At 67.2% G+C, this 22969-nt stretch carries 20 protein-coding genes; 7 read left to right on the plus strand and 13 right to left on the minus strand.

Annotation, left to right across the window (positions count from 1 at the left end; translation table 11 throughout):
- Positions 1–161 precede the first annotated feature (161 nt).
- From AKI39_RS14820 to AKI39_RS14830, 3 genes are read right to left on the minus strand one after another with little or no spacing between them, the layout of a single operon-like run.
- The gene (locus tag AKI39_RS14820; RefSeq protein ID WP_201258507.1) at positions 162–1307 is read right to left on the minus strand and encodes a lipocalin-like domain-containing protein; all 1146 of its coding nucleotides are present in this window, start codon (positions 1305–1307) and stop codon (positions 162–164) included.
- Positions 1297–3768, minus strand: a complete 2472-nt coding sequence (locus tag AKI39_RS14825) for an ABC transporter permease (protein WP_066637467.1) — start codon at positions 3766–3768, stop codon at positions 1297–1299. Before AKI39_RS14825 ends, AKI39_RS14820 begins: the two co-directional genes overlap by 11 nt.
- A gap of 13 nt (positions 3769–3781) precedes the next feature.
- Entirely contained in the window at positions 3782–4522 is a 741-nt protein-coding gene (locus tag AKI39_RS14830; RefSeq protein ID WP_083228866.1) for an ABC transporter ATP-binding protein, read from the minus strand.
- 206 nt (positions 4523–4728) lie between these two features.
- On the opposite strand from AKI39_RS14830, the gene AKI39_RS14835 reads away from it, so the two are divergent.
- The gene (locus AKI39_RS14835) at positions 4729–5325 is read left to right on the plus strand and encodes a hypothetical protein (RefSeq protein ID WP_066637470.1); all 597 of its coding nucleotides are present in this window, start codon (positions 4729–4731) and stop codon (positions 5323–5325) included.
- A 60-nt stretch (positions 5326–5385) separates the two neighbouring features.
- Here AKI39_RS14835 and AKI39_RS14840 read toward each other — a convergent pair whose 3' ends face one another.
- Together AKI39_RS14840 and AKI39_RS14845 are read right to left on the minus strand one after the other, a co-directional pair.
- Positions 5386–6978 (minus strand): GMC family oxidoreductase, encoded by a 1593-nt coding sequence (locus AKI39_RS14840; RefSeq protein ID WP_066637473.1) that lies wholly within the window; start codon positions 6976–6978, stop codon positions 5386–5388.
- A 9-nt stretch (positions 6979–6987) separates the two neighbouring features.
- On the minus strand, positions 6988–7788 hold the full coding sequence (locus AKI39_RS14845) for a shikimate dehydrogenase family protein (RefSeq protein ID WP_066637476.1): 801 nt from the start codon (positions 7786–7788) through the stop codon (positions 6988–6990).
- 226 nt (positions 7789–8014) lie between these two features.
- On the opposite strand from AKI39_RS14845, the gene AKI39_RS14850 reads away from it, so the two are divergent.
- On the plus strand, positions 8015–8722 hold the full coding sequence (locus AKI39_RS14850) for a GntR family transcriptional regulator (protein WP_066637478.1): 708 nt from the start codon (positions 8015–8017) through the stop codon (positions 8720–8722).
- A 69-nt stretch (positions 8723–8791) separates the two neighbouring features.
- Here AKI39_RS14850 and AKI39_RS14855 read toward each other — a convergent pair whose 3' ends face one another.
- Genes AKI39_RS14855 through AKI39_RS14870 form a run of 4 tightly spaced genes read right to left on the minus strand, consistent with a single transcriptional unit; the run spans position 8792 to position 11862 of the window.
- Positions 8792–9151 (minus strand): hypothetical protein, encoded by a 360-nt coding sequence (locus AKI39_RS14855; RefSeq protein ID WP_145925287.1) that lies wholly within the window; start codon positions 9149–9151, stop codon positions 8792–8794.
- Between the two features lie 31 nt (positions 9152–9182).
- Complete coding sequence (locus AKI39_RS14860; RefSeq protein WP_066637483.1) at positions 9183–10118, minus strand: 3-keto-5-aminohexanoate cleavage protein; 936 nt, start codon at positions 10116–10118, stop codon at positions 9183–9185.
- A complete protein-coding gene (locus AKI39_RS14865; RefSeq protein ID WP_066637486.1) occupies positions 10111–11049 on the minus strand; it encodes a 3-hydroxyacyl-CoA dehydrogenase in 939 nt (312 codons plus the stop codon). The genes AKI39_RS14860 and AKI39_RS14865 overlap by 8 nt, the downstream gene beginning before the upstream one ends.
- Positions 11050–11079: 30 nt before the next feature.
- Complete coding sequence (locus AKI39_RS14870; RefSeq protein ID WP_066637489.1) at positions 11080–11862, minus strand: SDR family oxidoreductase; 783 nt, start codon at positions 11860–11862, stop codon at positions 11080–11082.
- Positions 11863–12040: 178 nt separating this feature from the next.
- Here AKI39_RS14870 and AKI39_RS14875 point away from each other — a divergent pair, with 178 nt between their 5' ends.
- The 5 genes from AKI39_RS14875 to AKI39_RS14895 all read left to right on the plus strand — a co-directional run bounded on the left by AKI39_RS14875 (position 12041) and on the right by AKI39_RS14895 (position 17764).
- Positions 12041–13243, plus strand: a complete 1203-nt coding sequence (locus AKI39_RS14875) for an ABC transporter substrate-binding protein (RefSeq protein WP_066637497.1) — start codon at positions 12041–12043, stop codon at positions 13241–13243.
- A 131-nt stretch (positions 13244–13374) separates the two neighbouring features.
- Positions 13375–14241: a branched-chain amino acid ABC transporter permease gene (locus AKI39_RS14880; protein WP_066637500.1), complete on the plus strand. Its 867-nt coding sequence runs from the start codon at positions 13375–13377 to the stop codon at positions 14239–14241.
- Positions 14242–14254: 13 nt separating this feature from the next.
- Complete coding sequence (locus AKI39_RS14885) at positions 14255–16069, plus strand: branched-chain amino acid ABC transporter ATP-binding protein/permease (protein WP_066637502.1); 1815 nt, start codon at positions 14255–14257, stop codon at positions 16067–16069.
- The gene (locus AKI39_RS14890) at positions 16062–16766 is read left to right on the plus strand and encodes an ABC transporter ATP-binding protein (protein WP_066637504.1); all 705 of its coding nucleotides are present in this window, start codon (positions 16062–16064) and stop codon (positions 16764–16766) included. The genes AKI39_RS14885 and AKI39_RS14890 overlap by 8 nt, the downstream gene beginning before the upstream one ends.
- A gap of 173 nt (positions 16767–16939) precedes the next feature.
- Positions 16940–17764 (plus strand): SDR family oxidoreductase, encoded by an 825-nt coding sequence (locus AKI39_RS14895; RefSeq protein ID WP_083228867.1) that lies wholly within the window; start codon positions 16940–16942, stop codon positions 17762–17764.
- Between the two features lie 29 nt (positions 17765–17793).
- Here AKI39_RS14895 and AKI39_RS14900 read toward each other — a convergent pair whose 3' ends face one another.
- The 4 genes from AKI39_RS14900 to AKI39_RS14915 are packed head-to-tail and all read right to left on the minus strand — an operon-like array spanning position 17794 to position 22770.
- Entirely contained in the window at positions 17794–18537 is a 744-nt protein-coding gene (locus AKI39_RS14900) for a FadR/GntR family transcriptional regulator (RefSeq protein ID WP_083228868.1), read from the minus strand.
- A gap of 10 nt (positions 18538–18547) precedes the next feature.
- Positions 18548–19762: a 2-oxo acid dehydrogenase subunit E2 gene (locus AKI39_RS14905; RefSeq protein WP_066637506.1), complete on the minus strand. Its 1215-nt coding sequence runs from the start codon at positions 19760–19762 to the stop codon at positions 18548–18550.
- Complete coding sequence (locus tag AKI39_RS14910) at positions 19762–21951, minus strand: alpha-ketoacid dehydrogenase subunit alpha/beta (RefSeq protein WP_066637508.1); 2190 nt, start codon at positions 21949–21951, stop codon at positions 19762–19764. The genes AKI39_RS14905 and AKI39_RS14910 overlap by 1 nt, the downstream gene beginning before the upstream one ends.
- A gap of 15 nt (positions 21952–21966) precedes the next feature.
- Positions 21967–22770 (minus strand): SDR family NAD(P)-dependent oxidoreductase, encoded by an 804-nt coding sequence (locus AKI39_RS14915; RefSeq protein ID WP_066637510.1) that lies wholly within the window; start codon positions 22768–22770, stop codon positions 21967–21969.
- Positions 22771–22969 lie beyond the last annotated feature (199 nt).

Raw genomic sequence — 22969 nt, forward strand, 5'->3', positions numbered from 1 at the left:
CCGGAGACGGCCATATAGCGCCAGGCGGACGCGGGGCAGGCCGTGTGACGGGTCGCCTTACTTTAGCGTGGGCACATGACAAATAGCGGTCGCGCAATCCCGCCGCCTTCGCTTCCAGTCGCTGCCCGCTTGCACCGATCCGCTGATGCGGCGTGCCGGGCTCAATAGCCGGTCATTTCCAGATAACCGACGCCGCCCAGGGACAATCGCACCGGCCCTTCCCAATATGCAAAGCGGGTGCCCATCCACGCGTGCGGCTGCAAGGCATCCGCGGTCACGTCCACGTCGCCGCCCGGCACCCCGGCTACCCGTACCCGCCAGCGCGTCGGCAGCCGGCGACCGTCGTCCTGGCGTGTCCAGTCCAGCGGATCCAGCTGGATCTGTCCCGGCCGCAGCGCCACCGCGCGGCCGTCGGCGGCGATCCAGGTGCCGGCCCGATACGGCGCGCCGTCGGTCTGCCGCACCTGGAACAGCATCAGCCTGGGGCCGCCGGCCAGGTGCAGCGAAAACCAATCCCAGCCTTGCTGGTTCGCCGACAGCGGCTGACTGCTCCACTCGCGGTCCAGCCAGGCCCTGCCCTGCACGCGATGCCGCTTGCCGCCTCGTTCGACCTCGCCGCTGACCCGATAGAACGGCTGGCTGTAGTAATACGAGGCCTGTCCCTGTCCGGACTTCTCGCTATAGCCCGCATCGCCGTGCAGCACCAGCGGCCCGTCGGCCACCAGCGTCAGGCGATAGCCGAAATCCTTGCTTTGTGCCCGCATCGTCACATGGTCGATATCCGGTCCTTCCAGCGTCCAATCGTCGATCCACGCGCGAAAGGGCTGTGCCTGTACGCCCGCCTGGCCGATACCGCCACGCGCCATCTTTTCCACGAACTGATGGGCGTTGGCATCGGTCAGGGCGGCGTGCGCCATCCATACGTTGGCGCTTTCCCATCCGGCCTGGTCCGGGCCGGGACGCAGGGCCGAGCGGAACAGCGTCCATTGCACGCCCCAGTCGTGCCCCTCTTCGTCCTTCAGATCGGCCGTGACGTACCACCATTCGATGCGATAGCCGTCGTGGGGACCGTGGTCCCCGGGAAAGCGCAGTAGGCGGCCGCGTTCCACGGGCGCATAGGCCGATGCCTCCTGCCCCAACCCGGCGTAGCCGCTGCGGGACGCCGGCGCATTGCCGTCATCGCAGGCGCCCAGCAGTAGCGCCAGGCAAGTGGCCAGACATGCCTTCAGGCCGATGATGAGGCGGGCGCCATGCCGCCGGGGCGGCATTGTCGCCGCGCTCGCGCGCAACCACGCTCTAGTTCTCATCGGCGAACCGCCTCAGCAATTCCGCCGGCTGCCGGCGGCGCAGCTGCCACACCGGCCAAGCCGCCGCCAGCGCGCTGGTCAGCAGCCCCAGCCCGGCCAGCGCCAGCAGCTGTGCGGGAAACACATACAAGGGCAAGCGCCAGCCGAACGCCTGCACATTCACCACGGCCACCAGCGTCCATGCCAGCAATATCCCCAGCGGCATGGCGCACAGCACCGTCATCAGCGACAAGGTCAGCACCTGGCCCAGCGCCAGCCATGCCAGCCGCGCGCGCGGCACACCCAGCGCCCACAGTGGCGCCAGCTGGCCCAGCCGGCTCTGGCTCAGGGTAAGCAGGCTGATGAACAAGGCGATGCCGGCCACGCCCAGCGTCAGGGTGTTCAAGGCCGCGGTCGCGGCAAAGGTCCGCTCGAACACCTGCGTGGACCATAGCTTGATGGACGCCTGGTCCACCACCTGCATGCCGTCGCGGCCGTAACGTGACTCCAGCGCCGCGCGCAGCGATGCAAGCCGGTCGGGCTCGGCATAGACGTTCAGGCTGCGCACCGCGGCCTGCGGGTCGTAGCGGCGCAGCACGCCGGCATCCAGCAGCACGTGGCCTCGCGGGTTGCCGTAGTCGGCATAGACGGCCGTCACGCTGAAAGCCGGCGGCGCGCCGGCCGCGCCCGGAAACAGCGTGATGCGGTCGCCCACGCGCAGGTGAAGCCGCCGCGCCAGCTGCTCGCTGATCATCACGCCACGCCCCTCCCCCAATTCCCGCCACGCGTCCGCGGCTTGCCGCAACAAAGGCCATTGCCGCCGCGTTTCAGGATGATCGACGACGCCTTGCAGCTCGACCGGCCAGCCCTGCACGCGGGTCGCGGCGCGCCACTGCGGCAGCACCGCCCGCACGCCGGGCCGCCCGCGCAGCCAGTCCGCGGCATCCACCCCCTGCGCGCCGTCACGCGGATTCAGGTAGATGTCCGCCGACAAGCGCTGGTCCAGCCATGTCACGAATGTCTTGCGGAAACCGTCGGTCATGCTGCCCACGCCCACGCTCGCCCCCAGGGCCAGCAGCAGCGCCATCAAGGCCAGGCTCAGGGCCGGCAACTGCTGGCGGCTGTCGGCGACGAACCATGCCGCCAGCGGCCCGTGCGCCCGGCGGGCCGCCCAGGACAACATGCCATCCAGCAACGACGGCAGCAACAGGGCCGCGGCCAGCAGGATGGCTGCCTGCATCGCGAATGCGCTGGCCAGGCTGTCGCCCCAGGCACATGCGGCCGCCAGCAATACGAGCAGGCCTGCACCGATGGCCTGGCGCCGCTGCGACACAACCTGCGCCCCACGCCAGGCCTGTGGCCGGGCTACCGCCAGCAGCGGCAGGCGCGCGGCGCGGACCAGGCTGCCCACACCGGCGGCCAGCACGCCCAGCAGCGTCATGCCGATGCCGGCCAGCCACCACCACGCCGGCAAGCTCAGGCGTCCGGCCACTTCCGCCCCGTACAGCCCGCGCAGGCTGGCCGCCAGATCGCCCAATAGCAGCCCGGCCAACAGATAACCGCTGGCGACACCCGCCAGCCCGCCGGCCAAGGCGAATACGCCGAGTTCCACCGCCAGCGCGGCCACCAGCGCGCGTACGCTGATGCCCAGGGCGCGCAAGGTACGCAGCAAGGCGCGCCGCTGTTCGAGCGCAAGGCCGATGGAGGCATGCACGATGAACAGTCCCACGATGAAGGCGAGCATCCCCAGGGCGGCCAGATTCAGGTGAAAACTGGCGGTCAAGCGGTCCAGGTCGTCGCGCTCGCCGGCGCGCGCCGCGACCAGGACATCGGTCCAAGGCGCCGGCGGCTCCTGCGTCTCATCCGCCCCGAGCAGCAGCCGCGAGATCTTGCCCTGCGCGTGCAGCAGCGCCTGCGCATGACCGATATCCATGACGATGACGCCCGGGGCCAGGCCCGCCTGCACACGCAGCGGAGGCAGGCGCTCGCCATCGACGGTCACCGGCACATCGCCCTCCCGCATGCGCAGGCGCTGCAAGGTATCCGGCCCCACCCAGGCTTGCCCCGGCAGGCCGATGAACGCCGCGAGGTCGAAGGACGAAGTGGCCTGCCCCGCCACCACCGTCCCCGCGGGCAGGCCTAGCGGTTCGATGCCCAACACGCGCAGCGACAGCGGCGGCTCGCCCGGAAAGCGCAGCCGCCCTTCCAGCACCGGCGAGACCGCGTGCCCCGCCAGGCGCAGCCGCACGTACACGTCCTGGTCCAACAGCCCGCCCTGCCGCGGCAGCCATTGTGCCTGCGCCGGTCCGGCGAGCACCGCGCTGGCGCGCGCATAATCCTCGCGCGCCTGCGCATTCAGCGCCTGCACGCCGCTCCACAACGCCGTCGCCAGCCACAAGCCGCACAGGATGCTGGCACATTGCAGCGGATGTCGCCGCCAGTGTCCGGCCAGCGCACGCATGCAGGAAAGAAAGATCCTCATGGCGTAACTACCTTCATCGCGTCCGTGCCGGGTCTTGGGCATCGGCATGGCCGGCCATGGCCTCGGCATCCCCGGCGGCATCGATGGAACCGCCGCCATCGCCGCCCACCCGCCCCAGATGCAGCGTCAGGCGTCGCGACAGGCGCGCGGCCAGCCGCGCACTATGGGTCACCATGAGCAGCGTGCTGCCCGCGTCGCGCACCAGCCCCAGCAGCAGGTCCAGCACCACATCGCTGCTGGCCTCGTCCAGGCTGCCGGTAGGCTCGTCGGCCAGTACCAGCGAAGGCCGTCCGGCCAGGGCCCGGCCGATGGCCACGCGCTGCTGTTGTCCCCCCGACAATTGCTCGGGATAGCGCGACAGCAGGGGCGACAACCCCAACCGTTCCGTCAGATGCGCCGTCCAGGCGGCGTCCTCGCGTCCCGCCAGCCGGGCCTGGAATCGCAGGTTCGCCGAGACATCCAGGCTGCCGATCAGGTTGTACTGCTGGAAAATCAAGCCGATCCCGGTCCTGCGCCAGCGCGCCAGCCCGGCTTCGCCACGTGCGTGCAGGCTTTCCCCGTCGACCAGGACGCGCCCGCCATCGGGCCGTTCCAGCCCCGCGATCACGTGCAGCAGCGTGCTTTTGCCGCTGCCGGACTCGCCCATCAAGGCCAGGCTTTCACCGGCCGCCAGTTGCAGGTTGACGCCGCGCAGCACGGGCAGGCTGCCCTGCGCGGTAGAGAAGCTTTTGTGCAGTTCTTCGACGATGAGCAAGCCTGGCTCCTTGCGGTGCCTGCATCGCGGCGCACGCGGCCGTCCTGCGCCAGCGAAAACCGCCGATTCGGCACCTGATGCCTATCGTAACCGGGACGTGGCGGGCGCCCGGCCGCGGCGAACGCGCGCGCGAAGCGGCAGGGCCGACAGGAACTTTCGCCAGGGGGGCCGCACTCAGCCACGCGCTCATACGCAAGGAGGCACACGTGAACGTATCCGGCAATCCCAACTGCTACTACCCCCTGATTCCACCGGCCAACGCCGGGATCGATGCCTCAGGCTACGTCAAAGGCCTCGATCTTCAGGGCACCCGCGGCTATGAACAGCTCGTCGATATGCTGGCCCATCATCAAAGCCCCTCCTCCCCGGCCGCCGCGCAGGACCGGAAAGACGCGCAAGCCGCCGTCGACCAGATGAAGATCAAGGCAGGCACCGTCCTCATCGCGCCATGCCATCCCGGCCATACCGCCGCCGACCGCGTGGCTCCCTCCGACGCCGGAGACCTCCCCGCCAGCGACACGCCGGCCAAACGGCCACCGCGCAGCCTCGCGAACGCCGGCGCCGACACCGACTCGGACAACAACCGAACGCGGGAGTACGTCACGGCCACCCACCGCCATGACCTTTCCCTGTGGGACAAATTCGTCATCGTGGTGAAGGACCTCTTTTCCCCGCACGGCAAAGACCAGGACGGCGGCAAACCATACGACATCAACGCCTATCAGCGCGAGCTGGACGCCTTTGCGTTCGCCACCGTCTCCAGGCGATATGCCGACGGGCACACCGGCCAAGACCAACTCTGACGGCACGACAACAGCCGAAAACGGGCGCGCAGACGTCCGTCGAAAAAAACGCGCCGCTATTCATGGCGCGTCTTCCAGCACCATATCGGCCGCTTTTTCGGCGATCATCATCACCGCGGCCTGGGTATTGCCCGATACCATGCCGGGCATCACCGAAGCATCCACCACCCGCAATCCCCGTATCCCGCGCACGCGCAGCCGGGGATCGGTCACCGCGCCGCCGTCCGTACCCATGCGGCAGGTGCCTACCGGGTGATAAATGGTCTGGCCGTTGCGCCGGGCGAAATCCAGCCATTCGTCATCGGTGCTGACGGCCGCGCCAGGACTCGTCTCCTGCGATACATAGCGGCGCAGGGCCGGCTGTCCCACGATACGGCGGGCGATTTTCATGGCGTCCACCAGACAGCGCCGATCGACCTCGGCGCTAAGGAAATTCGGACGGATGGCCGGCGCATCGTATGGGCTGGCGGTCCTGATGTGTATGCTGCCCACCGATTGCGGCCGCAGCTGCGCCACGCCCAAGGTCATGCCGGGATGGCGATCCAGGATACGTTCGGCCGCATTGGCATAGCTGGCGTGCACAAAGAAGTACTGCGCATCCGGCATGGCCATGCCCGGCCCGGTCTTGACGAAGCCATGCACCAGACCTGTGCCCAAGGTCAGGATGCCGCGGCGCGCGGCGTAGTACTTACCCAGCTGCTGCATCAGCCGCCATCCGCGCGACATCTCGTTCAAGGTCACGGTGCCCTTGACGCGCCAGTTCATGCGCGTCGCATAGTGTTCGCGGTAGTTCTCCCCCACTTGCGGCAGCGCCTGCACCACCGGGATGCCCAGGGCCCGCAGGCGTTCCGGGTCGCCGATGCCGGACAGCTCGAGCATCTGCGGCGATTGAACGGCACCCATGCACAGCAGCGTCTCGATGCCGGCCCGGGCCGTGGTCTCCGTCACCCCCCTGCGATATTGAACGCCCACGCAACGCACGCCGTCGAACAACAGCCGCGTCACCTGTGCCCCGGCGACGATATGCAGGTTCGAGCGCCGCCGCGCCGGGTCCAGATAGCCGTCCACCACCGTCCAGCGGCGGCCGCGATGCTGCAGCACCTGGTAGTAGCCGAAACCCTCCTGGTCGCCGGCGTTGTAGTCGGGGTTGATGCGTTGGCCGTCCTCGCGCGCGGCGGCCAGGAAGGCGTCGGACAGCGCGAAGCGTTCCCGCACCTGGACCACGTGCATGGGGCCGCCCTTGCCGCGCGACGCGCCGCCTTGCGGATAGTCTTCCAGCTTGCGGAAATAGGATTCGACATCGCGATATCCCCATCCCGGCGCGCCGCCCCCTTCCCAGGCATCGTAATCGTCCGGCTGGCCACGCACGTAAATGCCGCCGTTGATCAGCGTGGACCCGCCCACGCCCCGGCCCCGCGGGACGGATATCGCCCGGTTGTAGACGTTTTCCTCCGGCTCGGTCTGGAAGCGCCAGTTGTAGACCGGATCCACCAGCAGCTTGCTGAAGCCGGCCGGGATCGATACCCACATATTCGCGCCGTCTCGGCCGGCTTCCAGCATCAGGACGCGGTAACGCCCGTCGGCGCTCAAGCGGTTGGCCAGGATGCAGCCCGCCGTCCCGCCGCCGGCAATGATGAAGTCGTAGGTGTCCATCGCCCGCGGCTATGCCGTCCGCGCACCCAGGAAGTCGGCCATCAGCCCGACCTGCGCGGCCAGCATGGGCGCGCCATACTGGATGGCGCAGCCGCGCTCGCGCGCGGCCAGCAGCAGCGCGGTCTCGCGCGGCTGCATGATGACCTCGCACACGAGCTGCGGCGGCGCCAGGCGCGATACATCCAGCGGCAACGCATCGCCTTGCCGCATACCGAGCGATGTCGCGTTGACCACCAGGTCGTGCCCGCTGGGATCGTCCGAACCGACGCGCACGTCCGCCCCGGGATGCAAGGCCAGGATGCGTTGGCGCAGGTCCTCGGCCTTGGACCGCGTGCGGTTGGCGACGGTCAGCCGCGCCACGCCAGCCCCGACCAGGGAAAACGCGATGGCGTTGGCGGCACCGCCCGCACCGGCCAGATAAGCGGTTTTTCCTTCCACCTGCCGGCCTTCGGCGCGCAGCCCACCGACGAAACCTTCGCCGTCGAGCATGGTCGCGACCAGGCGCCCGTCCGGCTCGCGGCGAACGACGTTGGCGGCGCCGATCTTGCGCGTGACCGCCGAGGCCTCGTCGCACAAGGCAAGAATGGCTGTCTTGTGCGGCACCGTGACCACCACGCCGCCCAGGTTCTCCATGCCGCGCAGGCCTGCCACGACCGCCGGCAGGTTGTCGGGCCGCACATGGATCGGGATCATCACGCCGTCGAACCCGATGGACGCGAAAAACTCGTTCAAGCGCTGGGGCGCCTGGACGTGATGAATGGGATCGGCCAGGATGCCGTATACCTGCGTCTTGCCGCTGATGGGCGTCATCGTTTGTCTCCGTTTCCTTTATCGTCCAGGATCGCCTGACGGATACCCTGTACATGCAGCGTATCGCACCGCCCAATCGCAGCGCGCATGGTGTTTACGTGGGCATGCTGGCGCGACATGCAGCGCGGCAGCCGTCATATATGATATATAATATAGCCGCACGATTATAAAAAAACGACTGCACGCTAGAATTCCGTCCTTTCCTCAGCGGCTCGCAGTACGCGCCATGTCCAACCTGAAGCCCGTCAAAAAAGAGAACCTGTCGGTCCGGGTCTATACCGAAATACGGGAAGCGCTCATCAACGGCCAATACGAGCCTGGCGAGCGGCTGATCATCGGTGAACTGGCCCAGGAACTGGGCGTGTCCATCACACCGGTGCGGGAAGCGATTTTCCGGCTGATCAGCGAACAAGGGCTGGAAATGCAGGCCGCCACGGCCGTCTACGTGCCTTACGTCAACTCGGAAAAGATGCGGGAGATCCAGCAGATCCGCTTCCACCTGGAAGGCATGGGCGCCGCGGAAGCCGCGCGCAAGATCACACGGGCGCAGTTGGACAAGCTGGTGGCGCTGCAGGAAGAATTCATCGCCCATACGTCCACCGACCCCAAGCGCGCGAGCTACCTGAACCGCAAATTCCATTTCGCCATTCTGGAAGCCAGCCGGATGCCGATCCTGCGCAACACGGTGGAATCGTTCTGGGTCATCACGGGCCCTATCCTGAAGGTCTTCCACGTCAAGACAGCGGGCCTGGATTACTCAGGCGGGCAACATCGCCACGAGGCCGTACTGACGGCCTTGAAGGCACGCGACCCCGAAGCCGCCACCAAGGCGATCCAGGCAGACCTGGTCTGGGGCGGCAAGATCATGATCGATTGGCTGGTCGAAAAAGAAAAAGAACAGGAAGCGCTGGCCGCGGCTGCGCGCGGCAAATAGCGGTTATTTGCAAAGGCGCCGCTGGGTCGCGGCCCCGGCATGCCTCGAATGCAATAACGAAGGCTGCCGTCACTTCCCTTGCGGAACGCGCACGGCTTCCTTTTCGGCTGCGCTCTCGGCCTTGCCGGTGTTCTCGCCGGCGCGCTTCTCCAGCTTGCCTTGTTCGCGCTTTTCCCACTGCTTACCTTCCTGGACCTTTTCCTCGGCCTCGTTTTTCCAGGTTTCGGCCTTGCCTTCCAGCTTCGACTCCATTGAGTCGGCCGCGAATACGGCTCCGGAACCGACAACCAGGGCCAACGCGATACTTGTTGCGATAGTCTTCTTCATGGCAACGCTCCTCTCGGTAAACCGCGAATGCGCGAGGTGCGCATCCACGGATTTGAACTCGGCGCCATTGTGGTGGCGCGCGTCGATCGGGGCGTCACACATTCCTAAACAAATTGAAAATCCAAAATCGGCGCTAGAACGCGACCTTGTCCCGGCCCTTCAGGCCCAGCTTCTCGCGCGCGTCGTCCGGCGTGGCGATTTCAAGGTTGAGCGCTTCCAGGATGGTGCGGATCCGCTCCACCTGGGCGCGGTTGGATTCCGCCAGCTTTCCCGGCCCGATCCACAGCGAATCCTCCAGTCCCACTCGTACGTTCGAGCCCATGGCCGCGCCTATCGTGGCCAGCGGGATCTGGTTGCGCCCCGCCCCCAGGATGGACCATTCATATTCGCTGCCGAACAGCCTGTCCGCCGTGCGCTTCATGTGCATCAGGTCTTCCGGATGCGGCCCGATGCCGCCCAGGATGCCGAACACCGATTGAATGAACGGCGGCGACTTCACCAACCCACGGTCGACGAAGTGCTTGAGGTTGTACAGGTGGCTGATGTCATAGCACTCGAACTCGAAGCGCGTCCCGTTGGCGTTGCCGATGGCCAGGATGCTCTCGATGTCCTGATACGTATTGCGGAAAATCAGTGAGCGGCTGTTTTCAAGGTGTTCGCGTTCCCAATCATGCTGGAACTCCTTGAAGCGATCCAGCATGGGGAACAGCCCGAAGTTCATGGACCCCATGTTCAGCGAGGCCACCTCGGGCTTGAAAGTCGCCGCCGGACGCATGCGTTCCTCCACCGTCATATGGGGGCTGCCGCCGGTGGTGATATTGATGACCGCGTCCGTTTCCTGCTTGATGCGTTTCAAAAAAGGCTCGAACAGCGCAGGGTCCTGCGAGGGCTTTCCGGTCTTGGGATCGCGGGCATGCAGGTGCAGCACCGCGGCGCCCGCGCGGGCCGCGCCGATTGCCGCCTCCGCGATTTCGTCCGCCGTCACCGGCAGATGCGGCGACATGCTGGGCGTATGGATCGCGCCCGTCACGGCACACGTAATGATTACCTTCTGCTTGCCTTTAGCCATTCGTCTCTCCGTTCCGCTGTTTGTGTCGCATCAAGCACATCAGTTGTTCGTCGCGCCAGAATCGGCGCGCCGGCAGGTCCGTGGCGGGAAGCCGTTCGCGCCGCTCGCGCTCCAGCCTTTTCACCAGCGCATCATCCCACGCCGGGCAGTCGGCCTGGGCGGCGCCTATGGAGGCGTACATCGCGCCATAGCGCTGGCAATAGTCCGCGATACCGCCGGGGGCGTTCAGGTCTATGGTCTCCAGCGGCCCCATGAAGGACCAGCGCAGGCCCAGGCCGTCCTTGATCGTCGTATCGATGTCCTCCGCGCTGGCGATGCCGTCGCGGAACAGGCGAAAGGCTTCTTGCAGCAATGCGCCCTGCAGGCGATTGAGGATGAAGCCTTCGATCTCCTTGCGGACCACCACCGGCCGCTGGCCGACCTTGGCCAGGATGTCGCGCGTGCGCGCGATCGCGTCGGCGGACGTCCACGGCGCGCCGCTGATTTCCACCACGGGAATCAGGTAAGGCGGGTTCACCGGATGCGCCACCAGGCAGCGATGGCGATGCGACAGGTGCTCCGTGAACAGGCTGGCCGGGATACTTGAGGTGGAACTGGCCAGTATCGTCTCGGGCGGGGCCAGTGCGTCCAGTTCGCCGAACACGGCCCGCTTGACGTCCAGCCGTTCGGGCGAGTTTTCCTGCACATAGGCCGCGCCGGCCAGTGCGGCATCCAGGCTGTCGGCCGTCTGCACGCGTGCGGCGATGGCCTCGGCGTCCTGCAGCAGTCCGTGCGCCTGCAGCGCATACAGCTGCTGTTCGACCAGGGCCTGTGCTTCGGCCAGCCGGTCCGCGGCCACGTCGTACAGGCGAACCTCCCAGCCGGCACGTGCAAACACGATGGCCCAGCCTTGCCCCACCAGCCCGGCACCGACAATGGCAACGATAGGCATGGCGCATTCTCCTTGCGGCCCGGACGGGCCCTAGTAGAGCTTCTCGGTGTAGCCGTCGACCGCGATGGCCTGGCCGGAAATACTGCCGGCCGCCTCGCTGGCATTAAACAGCACCATATTGGCCACGTCCCGCGCGGTGATCATGCGGCCCAGCGCGGCCTGGGTTTCGTATTGGCCCGCGATTTCCGCCACGGGCCGGCCCAGGGCGCGCGCCTTGGCGTCGATCACGGCACGGATGCGCGGTCCTTCCACCGCGCCAGGCAGGATGGCATTGACGCGGATGCCATGCGGGCCCAGCTCCAGCGCCAGCGTCTTGGTGAACCCGACGACCGCCCATTTGGATGCCGCGTAGGCCGACCGTCCTGGAAATCCAAGATGGCCCGCCGCCGACGAGAGGTTGATCATGACGCCCGCCCTGGACTGCTTCAGCAGCGGCACGGCCAGGCGCGCGCACAGGAATTGCCCGGTGATGTTCACCGCCAGCGTACGATCCCAATCGGCCTTGGACAGCGTTTCGACATGGCCGGTGGGGCCGGCGATGCCGGCGTTGTTGACCAGCACGTCCAGGCCGCCCAGCCGAGCGTCCACGGCCTGGAACAGTGCGGCAACGCTGGCCTCGTCCGCCACGTCGGCCAGTACCGTATGCAGCCCGGGCAGCTCCCTGCCCGCTTCGTCCAATCGCGCCTGGTTGACGTCGCAGATCATCACATGGGCGCCGGCGCGGTGGAACAGCTGCGTCATCTCCCACCCCAGGCCATCGGCGCCCGCCGTGATAAGGACCTTCCTGCCGCGGAAATCGACTTCGTCGAACATGGGCTAGTCTCCTGTGAGGGCGCGGGCGGGATGGGCCGGGTTATCCCCCATTTACCGTGATTCCAGCACCACGACAGAATTGGGCAGCTTCCGATCGTCCGCGCGGAAAATATATCATATATGTTTTGTGCGCCCGGTCACGCGCGGCCATCCCCACAACGACATAACGGAGCGAGACATGCACAAAATCACGAGGTTCGCCTTGGCGGTCGGCACATGCGGGATGCTGCTCAGCACGGGCGCATCGGCGGACATCAAGGTCGGCGCCGTCTATCCGTTCAGCGGCGCGCTGGCGCTGCTGGGACAGGAAAGCTTTCGCGGGCTGGAAATCGCCGTGAACGAAGTAAACGCCGCAGGCGGCGTCAATGGCGAGAAAATCCAGATCCTGAAGGCCGACGCCGTCGATCCCAACCAGGCGGTCTCGGAGACCAAGCGCCTGACCTCCTCCGGTGTGGCCGCCGTCTTCGGCAGCTATGCGTCGGGTATCTCCTATGCCGCGACGCCGGTCACGGAACTGGCCGGCATCCCCTATTTCGAACTGGGCGCCACGGCGCACAAGATCACGCAACGCGGCTACAAATACCTGTTCCGCAGCAATCCCAATACCGGCAAGTACGGCTATGCGGTCGTCAACGCGCTGCATGACCTGGTGGCGCCGGGCATGGGGATGAGCGCCAAGGACATCGTCATCGGCATCATCCATGAGGACGGCCCCTACGGCACGGACGTCGCGGCGACCGAACAACAGCGCGCCAAGGAGCTGGGCTACAAAGTCGCGGAAGTCCTGCCCTATTCGGCCAAGACGGTGGACCTGTCGTCGCTGATCCTGCGCCTGAAGGGCGCCAACGTGAACGTGGTGCTGCAGACGGCCTACCAGAACGACGCCATCCTGTATTTCAACCAGGCGAAGTCCGCGGGCTTCACGCCCAAGGTGGTGATCGGCGCGGGCGGCGGCTATTCGCTGGCCGACACCGCGAAGGCGGTGGGCCCCGGCATCAACGGCGTGTTCGACCTGGATTTCCCGCAGGGATCCATCAACCCCCAGGGCGCGCCGGGCCTGGACAAATTCCTGCAGGCCTACAAGACCGCATACAAGAGCGATCCGCAATCCGGCCACAGCCTGGCCAACTATGTGGGCGCCAAGGCCTTCCTGGAAGCCATGGCCAACGCCAAGTCCACCGACAAGGACAAGATCCGCGCCGCGGTGCTGGCCTACAAGAAGAAGCCGGGCGAGACCGCCAATGGCTGGGGCTTCGACTTCGGCGAGGACGGCCAGAACAATGCATCGGAATTCTATGTGATGCAGTGGCAGGACAACGGCAAGCTGGTCACCATCTCGCCACCCAATCTCGCGCTGGGCAAGCCGGTGTTCAACAAGTAGTCCAGGCCAGGGCCTGTTGATCCCGGAACGAGCCTGGGCCGGACACGCCGGCGCAGCGCCGGCAGGCTCCGACCGGACCGCAGGCCGGCCACCCGCCCGGGGCCGGCCTTGCGCCTTCGCGGGATTGCACAATGGATATCTTCGTACAGCTGATCATCAATGGGCTGCTGCTGGGCGGCGCCTACACCATCATCAGCCTGGGACTGACCTTGATCTTCGGCGTCGTGCGCGTGGTGAATTTCGCGCATGGCGAGTTCCTGATGGTGGGTATGTACCTGGTCTACCTGGCCGCCAGCCAGTTCGGCATCCATCCGTATATCGGCCTGGCGCCCGTGGCCGTCATCATGTTCGCGTTGGGCGCCTTCACGCAGCGGGCCATCATCCAGCCCTTGCTCAATGCGGATGAACATATCCAGATCTTCGCCACCGTCGGTGTATCGACCATATTGCTGAACCTGGCCCTGGTGGTGTTCGGCGCCAACGTCTTCCGTGCTCCGGTCGAGGTGGGCACGGGGGCCTTCACGCTGGGCCGGTATTCCATGGTGAGCGGGCAGCTGATCACATTCCTGATCGCGCTCGCGCTGGCCGTCCTGCTGCATGTCTTCATGCACCGGACCTACCTGGGCCGCGCGCTGCGCGCCGTGGCCCAGCACCGCTACGCCGCCATGCTGATGGGCGTGAATGTCAGGATGGTGTACGTCATCGCCTTCGGCCTGGGCACCGCCTTCGTCGGTGTCGCCGCCGGACTGCTCGCGCCGCAGTATCCAGTGTTCCCCACCGTCGGCACGTATTTCGTGCTGACGGCCTTCGTCATCGTCGTGCTGGGCGGCATGGGCAGCCTGTACGGGGCGGTGGCGGGGTCCATGATCATCGGCGTGGTGGATGCGCTGGCGGGCTACTACATCGCGCCCGACCTGAAGGAGGTCGTTTACTTCGGCATCTTCCTGCTGATCCTCGTCTTGCGGCCGGCCGGCTTGTTCGGCGTCGGCACGGAATAACCAGGAGCAAGACGTGTTTCCCGATTTCCGCAGCCCCAAAGCCTATGTCAGCGCCATCCTGCTGGCCGCCATGTTCGCGCTGCCGGTGGCGCTGGGCACGCCATTCTGGACCAATCTGTTCATCCTGATCTTCGTGTTCGCGGCCATGGCGGTAGCCTGGAATATCGTGGGCGGCTATGCTGGCAAGCTATCGCTGGGCCATGCCGTGTTCTACGGCATCGGCGGCTACACCGCCACCCTGCTGACGCAGAATTTCGCGATCTCGCCATGGATAGGCATGGCTGCCGGCGCGCTGCTGTCCGGCATCGTCGCGGTGGTGGTGAGCTATCCCACGCTGCGCCTGCGCGGGCCGTTCTTCGCGCTGGCCAGCATCGCCATCCTGGAAGTCTTCCGCCTGCTGGTCATCCACGAGGAAAGCTGGACGGGCGGCTCCAGCGGCATCAGCCTGCCGCTGAACATCGGCTGGACGTGGATCGTGTTTCGCGAAAAGGTGAACTACGTCATCATCGCCTTCGCGCTGTTCGTACTGGTCCTGTGGGTGTCCTGGCTGGTGCGCCGGTCGCGCATGGGCCATTACCTGATCGCCATCCGCGAACGCGAGGATGCCGCCCGCGCGGTCGGCATCCATACCACCCGGGTGAAGATCCTGGCCGCCGTCATCTCGGCCGTGCTCACCAGCATCATCGGCACTTTCCATATCACTTACCTGACCTTCATCGACCCCGCGTCGGCGTTTTCCCTGGACCTGTCGGTGCAGATCGCGATGTTCGCGTTGATCGGCGGGCTCGGCACCGTGGCCGGGCCGGTCGCCGGCACCGTGCTGGTCCTGCCGATCGCGGAGCTGGCGCGTGGCTGGCTCAGCGCGGTGGGCAACGGCATGCATGGACTGATCTACGGCCTGATCCTGGTGGCCGTGGTACTGACCATTCCGCGCGGCCTGGCCGGGGCATTCGGCCCCCGGCTGGAAGGCATGCTGGCGCGGCTGCCCTATCTGGGGCGGCCGCCGCAAAAGCGAAGCGCCACGCCGGACGGGATGGGAGCCCCGGGCATGCCCATCGCTGCCGCCGCGGCGGCCAATCCGGGGCCGCCCGGCGCGGCCCTGCTGAAGGCCGAAAACCTGCACAAAAGCTTCGGGGGCCTGCGCGCGACGAACGATGTGTCCTTGACCCTGCACGAACACGAGATCCTGGGAATCATCGGCCCGAACGGCGCGGGCAAGACCACGGTGTTCAACCTGTTGTCGGGCTTTCTCGCGCCCGACCACGGCAGCGTGCTGCTGCGCGATGCGGACGGCGCATGGGTTTCCTGCGACACGCCGGATCAGTTCGCCCACCGGGGGCTGGGCCGGACCTTCCAGATTGCCCAGCCCTTCACCGGCCTGAGCGTCCTGGAAAACATCATGCTGGGCGCCTACCTCCACACCCGCGACCACGACGAAGCGGAGCAGATCGCGCGCGAGGTCGCGCAACGCACCCACCTGACGCGATTCCTCGACACCGAGGCGCGCAACCTGACCGTGGGCGGCATGAAGCGGCTGGAAGTCGCCCGCGCGCTGGCCACGCGCCCGCGCATCCTGCTGCTGGACGAAGTCATGGCCGGCCTGAACCCCACCGATATCCAGATCGCGATCCAGCTGATCCGCGGCATACGCGACAGCGGCGTCTCCATCCTGCTGATCGAACACATGATGCGCGCCACGATGGCCCTGTCCGACCGCATCATCGTCATCAACGAAGGCAGCGTCCTGGTCAGCGGCCCGCCGCGCGAGGTCGTGGAAGACCCGGCGGTCATCGAGGCCTATCTGGGCAAGGAGTACCAGGATGCTTAAGGTATCCCAGCTGCGTGCCGGCTATGGCAAGACCCAGGTGCTGAACGGGCTGGATTTCGAGGTTCGCGCGGGCGAAATCGTGACGCTGATCGGCGCCAACGGCGCGGGCAAGACGACCACCTTGAAGACCCTGTGCGGCATCATCCCCTGCCAGGGCGGCAGCGTCGAATTCGAAGGGCGGACGCTGACCCACCGCAACCCCTACGACATCGTCGACGCGGGCATCACCATGATCCCGGAAGGCCGCCAGCTATTCCCCCATTTCACCGTGCGCGACAACCTGCTGATGGGGTCCTACAAGCGCGCGGCGCGGCCGCAGGTGCGGCGCAAGCTGGAAGAGGTGCTGGAGATCTTTCCGCGCGTCAGGCAGCGGCTGGACCAGTACGCGGGCTCGCTCTCGGGCGGCGAACAGCAGATGGTCGCCATCGCGCGCGGGCTGATGGCCGATCCCAGGCTGCTGATGCTCGACGAGCCTTCCCTGGGCCTGTCACCCCTGCTCGTGCAGCAGATGTTCGACATCATCCGCGGCATCACCGCGCACGGCGTCACGGTGCTGCTGGTCGAGCAGAACGTATTCCGCACGCTGCGGCTGGCCGACCGGGGCTACGTGCTGGAAAACGGCGCGATCGTGCTGGCCGGCACCGGCGAGGAACTGCTGGACAACCCGCATGTGAAGAAGGCGTATCTCGGGCATTGACGCGCATCGCATCGCGTTCAAGGGATGGCCGGAAGGGAATTGCCGCACGGGAATCGGCCACAGGTCTCATACAGGATTTGCCTCACAGGATCCACACAGGATTCGCCTCACAGGATCCACACAGGATTCGCCTCACAGGATCCACACAGGACTCGCCTCACAGGAATCGCATCATGCCGCCTTTATCCGCTCCCCCACCCGAGGCCCTGCAGCCATCCCCCGGCGGCCGCGCCGCCCCCGGCCTGGCCGGCAAGACGGCCATCGTGACTGGCGCCGCCGGCGGCATCGGCGCCGCCATCGTGCAGGCGCTACTGGACGATGGCGCGAAGGTGGGCCTGATCGATCGCGACGTGCAGGCCGGTGCGGCGCTGGCGGCGCGCCTGGCCGGCGCCGGCCATGGCGTGCACTTCGTCCAGGCGGACATCCAGGACTTCGCCGCCTGCACCGCCGCCTACGACACCCTGGCGCAGGCCCTGGGCAACGCGGACATCCTGATCAACAACGCCGGCATCTCGCCCAAGACCGGCGGCCGTGCATTGAAGGTATGGGAAATGCCGCCGCAGGAATGGGACATGGTCATGCGCGTCAACCTGAACGCCGCCTTCTACCTGACGCGCCTGGCCACGCCGCACATGATGGCGCGGCGCTGGGGCCGCATCGTGAATATGTCCTCCGTCGCCGGCAAGGCCTACTGCGACATCGTCGCCGCCCACTACGCGGCGACCAAGGCGGGGCTGATCGGCCTGACGCGCCACTGGGCGGGAGAACTGGGCGAATACGGGATCACGGTCAATGCGTTGGCGCCGGGCCGCATCGGCACGCCCCTGCTGAAGACCGTACCGCAGGAGGTCAACGATGCGGTGACGCGTGTGACCGCCATGCGTCGCCTGGGCACCCCGGAGGAAGTGGCCGATGCCTGCCTGTTCCTGGCATCGGACCAGGCGCGATTCATCACCGGACAAACCATCGATATCGCGGGCGGCTGGTTGATGACCTGACGGCCGGCGACAAGCCGCCCCGCCGGCGTTCATCTCCTGTACAAGGCCAGCCTCGCGGCCGCATGGGTCAAATGGCTGGCGGCCGCTGCGCTGGCCCGATCCCCGTCGCCGTCCTCGATGGCGCGCAGTATCGCTTCATGTTCGCGCTGCACCTGCCACACCAGCTCCATGGAACGGTTGCGCGTGTTCTTGCGCGCGGCGCGGATCAGCCCGCGCACACGGGTGTCCAGAAAGCTGGCGAAGGCAATGAAATACGGGTTGTGGCTGGCCTGGACGATCGCGCGGTGAAAGGCCTCGTCTTCCTCCGTGCCGTCGCCCAGGTCGCGCGTGGTCTGGTAAAGCCGCTGGTATGCGGCGCGTATGGCGTCCAGTTCGGCGGCACTGCGGCGCTGGGCGGCCAGCCGTGTCGCGGGCACCTCGACGGCCAGCAGAAACTCGAACAACTCACCCAGGCCTTCTTCCGTATCCACGGGCGGCTCCAGGCGGAATACGCTGCTGCCTTGCGGATTGACGAACTGGCCCCGTCCCTGATGGGAAATCACCAGGCCGTCGGACTTCAGCAGCGACATGGCCTCGCGGATCACCGGCCTGCTGACGCCATACGCCTTGGCCAGGGCCGCCTCGGACGGCAGCCTGTTGCCGGCCGCCGCGATGTCGCGCCGTTCGATGGCGTGGCGCAGGCGCTGGGCGACGCCGGCGGCCAGTCCCTCTCCACGGGCAATGGGCTGTTCGTCCAGCGCGTCGATACAAGGTGGGATGGAAGAATGCTGCATGGTGTATGTCTCAAACAAGCATCGCGACGGGACGCTCCAGGTACCACGTAAAGCGCCCCAGCCAGCGCGCGGCCAGTTCGCCGTCGATGGCGCGATGATCGACGGCAAGGGTATAACGCATCACCGACGCGACGCGTATCGTATCGTCATCGACAACGGCTTCCCTCGCGATCGCGCCGATCGCCAACATGGCGGACTGCGGCGGGTTGATGATGGCGGCGAAGTCGGATACGCCCAGCATGCCCAGGTTGCTGATGCCGAAGCTGCCGCCCTCGTATTCGGCGGGCGCCAACTCGCCGGATCGGGCACGCTCGATCAGCGAGGCCATGGCGCCGCTGATCGCGGGCACGCCCAGCTGGTCGGCCGCGCGCACGATGGGCGTTACCAGGCCGTTCGGCGTGGCAACGGCGACCGAGATGTCCGCGTGGTGATAGCGCCGCAACGCATCCGCCGTCCAGGTGACGTTCATCTCCGGGACATCGCGCAAGGCGCAGGCCGCGCCGCGCACGACCAGGTCGTTGATGGACACGCGCCCCGGCACGACCGCCTTGAGCTGATCCCGCAGCCCCAGCAGCGCGTCGGCCCGGCATTGCCCGCGCAAATAGAAATGCGGAACCGTGCGCTTGCTTTCCGTCAACCGCCGCGCGATGGCCCTGCGCATCGAGCCGTGGGGGACCAGGTCGTAGGCGGATTCCCCCGGGTTTGCCGGAACGGTCCCGGCCTGGACGGCATCGCGCGCCAAGGCGTGTTCGACGTCCCGCTTGATCACGCGGCCATGCGGACCGGATCCAGCGAGCGCGGCCAGCGGCAAAGCGGCGTCCGCGGCCATCCGCCGGGCGACCGGACTGGCGAACACGCGTGCCCCGCCCGGCTGCGCCTGGCCGGCGTCGCGGCCGTTATCGCGCAGGGTTGCCGTCGCTGTGGCGCCTGACGGCGCCGCTGCCTCCGCCCGCGCCGCGGCCTGCGCGATGTCCTGCGGCGTCTCCCCTTCCCGCAGCAGCAAGGCCACCGGCGCGCCCACCGCCACGCGGGTTCCCGGCGCCACCAGCAGCCTGCCCACCACGCCGTCGTGTTCGGCCTCCAGGTCCACGACGGCCTTGTCGGTCTCTATCCCACCCAGGCTGTCGCCCGCGCGCACGCTGTCGCCTTCCTTTACCGTCCAGTCGGCCAGCACGGCGTCCGGCGCATTGGCCGACACGGCAGGCATGCACACCATCGTCGCCATCAGCCTTCTCCCTTGTTGCGCAGGATCTCGCGCAGTCCTTCGACCACTTCGTCGGTACGCGCCGCCGCGGCGCGCTCCAATACCTTGGAAATACTGGGCGCGGCCAGGCCCCCCGTCACGCGCTGCACGGGCTGGTCCAGCCAATCGAAATAACGCCGCTGGATCTCATCGGCGAGCCAGCCGCCGTACGAGGTGCCCCGCGCGCCCTGCTCCACGATCAGCACGTTGTTGGTCTTGCGCACGCTGGCGCCCACGGTGTCCCAATCCAGGCTGGCGCGGTCCAGCCAGCGCAGGTCGATCAGGTCGGCCTGCATTCCCATCCGGTCCAGCGCTTCAATGGCATGCTGCACCATGGACAGATAGGCGATCACCGTCACCGCCGACCCCGTGCGCCGCAGCGCGGCGCGGCCGACCGGCAGCACGAAATCCAGGTCGTCGCGCGGCGCGGGCGCCGTGGCGTTGTACAGATCCACGTGTTCGATGACCAGCACCGGATCCTTGCAGCGCAAGGCCGCGTTCATCAGTCCCACGTAGTCGCAGGGATTGGACGGCGCGACGATGCGCCAGCCCGGACAGGTCGCGAAGATGCCGGCGGGATCCATGGAATGCTGCGAGCCATAGCCCGTGCCCATCGCCACCTTGGTCCGCAGGACCAGCGGCACCGCATCGCCGCCACCGAACATGTGGCGCACCTTGCCGATCTGGTTGAAGACCTGGTCGGCCGCCACCCACATGAAATCCGGGTACATGAACTCCACCACCGGCTTGTAGCGCCCGTCCAGCGCGATGCCGCCGGCCAGGCCCACGAAGGCATTTTCGCTGATGGGCGTACCCAGGCAGCGATCCGGGTAGCGCTGCGCCAAGCCACGGGTGGCGCCGTTGGTGCCGCCCTTCAGCCGGTGCACGTCCTCGCCCATCACCACGATGGCGTCGTCGCACGCCATGCGGCGGTCCATCACGTCGGCCACCACGTCGACGAACTTGCGCGGCACCGTCTCCCCGTGCAAGTGCTCGCCTTCTTCATGGGCGGGGGCGGGCATTTCCGACAGGTCGCCCAGTATCCCGACATCGCGGAAATCGGCGGCCGGCCACAGGTCCGGCCGGATGCGCCGCTTGCCCTCGCCGGCCTGCGCGTCCGGCTCCAGCAGCGCATCGGCCGCGCCGCGCATGGCGCCGGCCACGCGTTCCCGCAAATCGTCGATCTGTGCTTGCGAGACCAAGCCGCGCGCCATCATCCGCCGCGCCAGCAGATCCAGCGGATCACGCGCGCGCCAGGCTTTTTCCTCTTCCTTGTCACGGTAGCCGAAGGCACTGCCCGGGAACGGCCCGTTCTGGTGGAAATAGCGGTACACGTCCGCTTCGACCAAGGTGGGACCCTGGCCCGCGCGCATATGGGCCACCGCCGCCTGCATCGCCAGATGCACCGCCAGCGGGTCCATGCCGTCGACATGCCAGCTGGGAATATTGAAGGCCATGCCGCGCGCCGACAGGCGTGGCTCCGCGGTGATTTCCTCCACGCCAGTGGCGACGGCATAGCGATTGTTCTCGATGAAGAAGCACAAGGGCAGCTTCCAGGCCGCGGCCAGGTTCATCGTTTCCAGCACGGAACCGATGTTGATGGCCCCATCGCCAAAGTAGGTGACCATCACGGCATCGGTGCCGGCCTTGCGGTTGGCCCAGGCCTGGCCGGCCGCCATGGGGACACCGCCGCCGACGATGGCATTCGTGCCCAGGGCGCCGGCCTCGGGCCAGCGCAGGTGCATGGACCCGCCCCGCCCCTTGCAGAAGCCCTGCGCCAGGCCCAGGATCTCGGCCAGCGTGCGCTGCAACAGCGCCTGCACGGACGGCGCAATGGCGGCCGTGGGATCGATGCTGTCCGGGCACAGATAGGCCAGCGATTTGGCCAGGAACTGGTGATGGCCCCGATGCGATCCGCTCACGCCATCGGCCGCGCGCAGGCCCACGATGGACCCGGCCGCCCCGCCTTCCTGTCCGATGCTGGAATGCGCCGGGCCGTGCACCAGGCCTTCGCCGGCGAGCGCCAGCACCGTTTCCTCGAAACCTCGGATCAGGTGGCAATGCGCCAGCAGCGTACCGAGCAAGGCGGGGTCGGCGTGCGCCCAATCCTGTTCGGTGGCGGTAAGCGCCACCCAAGGGGCATGGGGCGTCAGGGGGTGCAGATCCGGCATGGCGGCCCATACTCCTCAAAGATAGCCATTGGCGGTCCATCCGCCGTCGGACAGCATGGCGTGGCCCGTCGTATAGCGTGCGGCGTCCGAGGCCAGGAAGAGCGCGACCTCGGCCATTTCCGCGGGCGTGCCCAGGCGGCCCATCGGCGCGCGGGCCTCGATACGGCCGGCATCGAGCGCACCCCGCGCGATCAGATCGTCCACCAGCGCCGTGCGGATATAGCCCGGGCACAGCGCGTTCACGCGGATCCCGTGCCGCCCCCACTCCACCGCCAGGGATTTGCTGAGCGCGACCACACCTGCCTTCGCGGCGCAGTAGGCGGCGCGTTCGGGTGCCGCGACCACGCCATACATCGAGGCGGTATTCACGATGACCCCGGCGCCCTGCGCGACCATGATGCGCCCGGCCGCCTGGCAGCAATAGAACACGCCGCTCAGGTCGATATCGATGGCGCGCCGCCATTCCTCGCCGCTCAGTTCCAGCGTCGGCTTGTTCATGGAAATGCCGGCATTGTTCAGTGTGATGTCGACGCGGCCGAAATGCGCGCGCGCCGCGGCATAGGCCTGTTCCACCGCGGCATCGTCGCGCACGGAGGCCCGCAGGCATAGCGCTTGGACGCCGGGATGGCGCTCGCGCACCTGCATGGCGGCCGCGTCCATGCCCTCGGCATCCATGTCCAACAGCACCAGGCGGCAGCCGTGCCGCGCAAAGGCATCCAGCATGGCCCGTCCGATGCCCTGGGCGGCGCCGGTGCACACCACGACCTTGCCGCACAGCCCGGGATAGGCGGCCAACGGCGACGCATTCGAATCGGGCACGGCGGTCTCCTCGGGGCATCGTTATGCGCCGCATGCCAGACCACCACGCGGGGCTGTTCCATCGCATCCTATCTGCTTATCAAGTTGCCTTACAACCAAGTAGAAACCCTAGCCACGTGAGCCCTGCGCGGCGGCTTGGACGACGCTATTGCGCGCGCCACCGAGTCCATAATGCAGGCTGTCCGCTGTTCCGCTGTCC

The organism is Bordetella sp. H567, assembly GCF_001704295.1.
In the GTDB taxonomy this organism is placed as follows: domain Bacteria; phylum Pseudomonadota; class Gammaproteobacteria; order Burkholderiales; family Burkholderiaceae_B; genus Bordetella_C.